This is a genomic window from Longimicrobiaceae bacterium (assembly GCA_035936415.1).
Classification (GTDB): Bacteria; Gemmatimonadota; Gemmatimonadetes; order Longimicrobiales; family Longimicrobiaceae; genus JAFAYN01.
Window position 1 is genome coordinate 1 of record DASYWD010000439.1, and the last position, 3848, is coordinate 3848.

Sequence of the window (3848 nt, forward strand, 5' to 3'; positions counted from 1 at the left end):
GCCGGGGTCCGCCGCGCCCTCCTGGACCGCGTGGAGGCCCTGGCCGCCGCCGCGGACGCATCGGTGCGCACCGCCACCGACCTGCGCATGGTCCCGGCGGGGCGGGTCCTGGCCCGCTTCCCCGCGCTGGTGCGCGACCTGGCGCGCGAGCAGGGAAAGCAGGTGCACGTGGTGCTGGAGGGGGAGGACACGCAGCTCGACAAGTCCACCGCGGACGCCCTGGCCGAGCCCCTGCTGCACCTGGTCCGCAACGCCGTGGACCACGGCATCGAGACGCCCGCGGAGCGGGAGGCCGCCGGGAAGCCGCCGCAGGCCACCCTGGCGCTGCGGGCCGCGCAGGAGGGCGACCGGGTGCGGATCGAGGTGGAGGACGACGGGCGCGGGCTCGACCGGGCGCGGATCGCCGCCCGGGCGCGCGAGGAGGGGATCGTTCCCGCGGGGGGCGAGGACGGCGAAGGAGTGGAAGAGCTGATCTTCCGGCCCGGTTTTTCCACCCGCCGCACGGCGAGCACCACTTCGGGGCGCGGGATCGGGCTGGACGCGGTGCGCGGCGCGGTGTCGCGGCTGCGGGGGAGCGTGGAGGTGGAGGCGGGCGAGGAGGGCGGGACGCGGTTCGTGCTCCGCCTCCCGCTCACGGTGGCGCTCGTCCCCGCGCTCTTCTTCGAGGCCGCGGGAGAGCGGCTCGCCGTCCCCTCCGCGGACGTGGAGGAGTCGCTGCGCGGTGCCGAGGTGGAGCGGGTGGGCGCGGCGGAGGTGGTGCGCATCCGGGGGGAGACCCTCCCGCTGGCCCGCCCGGGGCGGATCTTCGGGTGGGACGACGGGGACGGCGCGCCCCCGCGCTTCCTGGTGGTGGTGCGGAGCGGGACGCGCGCCGTGGCGCTGGCCGCGGACCGCCTGCTGGAGCAGCGCCCCGCCACCGTGCGCGCCCTCCCCGGAGCGCTGGGGAGCCCGCGGGGAGTGTCGGGGGCGACGGTCGCGCCGGACGGGCGGGTGGTGCTGGTGGTGGACGCTGCGGCCATGGTGGAGCTGAACGTGGACCTGTATCGCGGAGGGGCCGGTGTCGAGTGAGCGCAGGCGCATCCTGGTGGTGGAGGACAGCCCCATGATGTGCCGGATGTACCGCCTGGTGCTGGGAGCGGAGAACGACGTCCGGTTTGCCGCCAACGGCGTGGAGGGGCTGGACCTGGCCGCGCAGGAGCCCGACGTGGACCTCCTGATCGTGGACATCAACATGCCCCACATGGACGGGCTGGAGTTCGTGCGCCGCCTGCGGACCGAGCTGGGGATGACGCGCCCGGCGGTGCTGGTGAGCTCCACCGAGTCCGGGGAGGAGGACCGCCGGCTGGCGCGCGAGGCCGGGGCCGACGCCTTCCTGGCGAAGCCCTGGACCGCGGAGGAGCTCCGCCGGGCGGTGCGCGAGCGGACGGGGCAGGGCGGGTGAGCGCGGTCACGGTGCGGCTGGGGGCGGCGGAGTTCGGCCTTCCCATGGAGCGGGTGCGCGCCGTGCTGCGTCCCCCGCCCCTGACCCGCGTCCCCTTCCCCCCGCCGGACGTGGCGGGGCTGGTGCACCTCCGGGGCGCGCTGGTGGCGGTGCTGGACCTGGGGACCCGGCTCCGCTCCGGTCCGGCGCGCCGCCCGGGGCGGCTGGTGGTGGTCGCCCGCGGGGACGGGGGGGAGCCGCTGGCCCTCCTGGTGGATGCCGTGGCGGGGACCGTGGAGACCGGGGACCTCGTGGACCCGCCCCCCGCCGAGGCCGTGGCCGCCCTCCCGGACGGGTGGCTGGAGGGAGTGGTGCGATCCGCGGAGGGGCGGCCGGTGGCGCTCCTCCACCTCGACAACGTGCTCGCCGGAGTGGACGCATGACGCGCCTGACGGAGTGGTTCCGCGACGCCTCCATCCGCAAGAAGATCATCGTGGGCTTCGCCCCGGTGCTCCTCCTGATGGTCCTGATCGCCGTGGTAGTGCTCCGGCAGGTGCAGACGATCGCCGAGGCCAACCGCTCCTTCCAGAGCGCGGAGACGGTGCTGAACGACGTGCAGACCGCGGAGCTGGCCTTCCTGGAGCGCGCCTCCGCCCTGCGCGACTTCGCCATCACCGGCCAGGAGGAGGCGCTGGAGCCGTACCGGGAGGCCGACCGCCGCCTGAGCCAGGCGCTCGGGCGGGCACGCGAGGTCGCGGTGGACCCCATCCAGCGGGAGCGGCTGGACTCGGTCTCGGCCATCAGCGCCTCCTGGAGCTCCTCGGTCGCCGAGCGCGTGATCCCGCTGCGCCGCACCGGCTCCATCGCCGACATCGCCGGCTTCTACCAGACCGGCGCCCCCCGCGTACGGGTCGCCAACGCGCTGGACCTCCTGGAGCAGTTCCGGGAGCGGCAGTCGGAGATCACCGCGGAGCGGCGCGGCGTCATCCGCCGCGCGCTCGACCAGATCCGGTGGACGCTGATCGGGGCCACCGTCCTCGCCCTGGTGGTCGCGGGGCTGATCGCCGGCTGGCTGGCGGGGCGCATCGCCCGCCCGCTGCAGCACGCCGTGGACTTCGCGGGGAGGGTGGCGGCCGGCGAGCTCACCGGGCAGATGGAGGTGATGGGGAAGGACGAGGTGGGGCAGCTCGCGGGGACCCTGAACCGCATGGCCGCCGACCTGCGCGAGTCGGTCTCCGGCGTGAACCTGGCCGCGGGGCACGTGGCGGCCGCCTCGGACCAGATCTCCGCCTCCGCGCAGCGGCTGGCCCAGACGGTGGACGACCAGGTGGCCGCCACCGAGCAGACCTCCACCTCCATGGAGGAGATCGCCGCCCAGATCGGGCTGGTGGCCTCCAGCGCCGAGTCGCTCGCCGCCTCGGTGGACCAGACCTCCTCCTCCATCGCCCAGATGGGGCGCTCCGTCGAGCACACCGCCTCCAGCGCCGACACGCTGGGCGCTGCGGTGGAGCAGGCGTCCACCACCATCGAGGAGATGGCCGCCTCCATCCAGCAGGTGGGGCGCCACGTGGACGAGACGCGCCAGATCGCCGTCGGCGCGGAGACCGACGCCCGCGGGGGCGGCGAGGTGGTGGGGCGGGTGGTGCACGGGATGCAGCGGATCCACGCCCAGGTGGAGGCGCTCACCGAGGCCATCCGCGGGCTGGGGGAGACGGGGGAGAACGTGGGGCAGATCTCCGACCTGATTGAGGACATCGCCGACCAGACCAACCTGCTGGCGCTGAACGCCGCCATCGAGGCGGCGCGCGCCGGGGAGCACGGGCGCGGCTTCGCCGTGGTGGCGCAGGAGATCCGGCGGCTCGCCGAGCGCGCGGTGGAGTCCGCGCGGGAGATCGGCCACACCATCCGCGGGATCCAGGGAGAGGTGGAGCGCGCCACCCGCTCCAGCGGCGGGGTGGCCGAGCGGACGCGCGAAGGAATCGAACTTGCCGAAGAGGCGGCCCACGCCCTGGAGCAGATCGTGGGCTCGGCGGGGCGCACCCGCGAGCTGATGGAAGAGGTCTCGCTCGCGGCGGACCAGCAGCGGATCGCGGCCGGGCAGGCGCGGGAGTCCACGCAGCACATCCAGCGGATCGCGGAGGAGGTGCGCATCGCCACCCGCGAGCAGAGCCTGGCGAGCCGCCAGATCGTGCAGGCCACGGAGAACATGAACGAGCAGACGCAGCAGGTGTTCGCGGCCACCGCCGAGCAGAAGCGCGGCGGGGAGATGATCCTGCGGGCCACGGAGAACATCGCCGGGGGCGCCCGCGCCGCGCAGAGCTCCGTGCGCGAGACCTCGCGCGCGGCCGACGACGTGGCCGAGCAGGCCGCCCGCCTGGCCGACCTGGTGAGCCGGTTCCGTGTCTGAGCGCGGCGCCGGCGCGGAGGC

At 75.4% G+C, this 3848-nt stretch carries 4 protein-coding genes; all 4 read left to right on the plus strand.

Annotated elements, in window-relative coordinates:
• Positions 1–1068 (plus strand): ATP-binding protein (locus tag VGR37_17900; GenBank protein HEV2149281.1); only part of this gene is annotated, 1068 nt, incomplete at its 5' end.
• Complete coding sequence (locus tag VGR37_17905; GenBank protein ID HEV2149282.1) at positions 1058–1441, plus strand: response regulator; 384 nt, start codon at positions 1058–1060, stop codon at positions 1439–1441. The genes VGR37_17900 and VGR37_17905, both read left to right, overlap by 11 nt.
• Positions 1438–1863, plus strand: a complete 426-nt coding sequence (locus VGR37_17910) for a chemotaxis protein CheW (GenBank protein ID HEV2149283.1) — start codon at positions 1438–1440, stop codon at positions 1861–1863. Before VGR37_17905 ends, VGR37_17910 begins: the two co-directional genes overlap by 4 nt.
• On the plus strand, positions 1860–3827 hold the full coding sequence (locus VGR37_17915; GenBank protein ID HEV2149284.1) for a methyl-accepting chemotaxis protein: 1968 nt from the start codon (positions 1860–1862) through the stop codon (positions 3825–3827). Before VGR37_17910 ends, VGR37_17915 begins: the two co-directional genes overlap by 4 nt.
• Positions 3828–3848 lie beyond the last annotated feature (21 nt).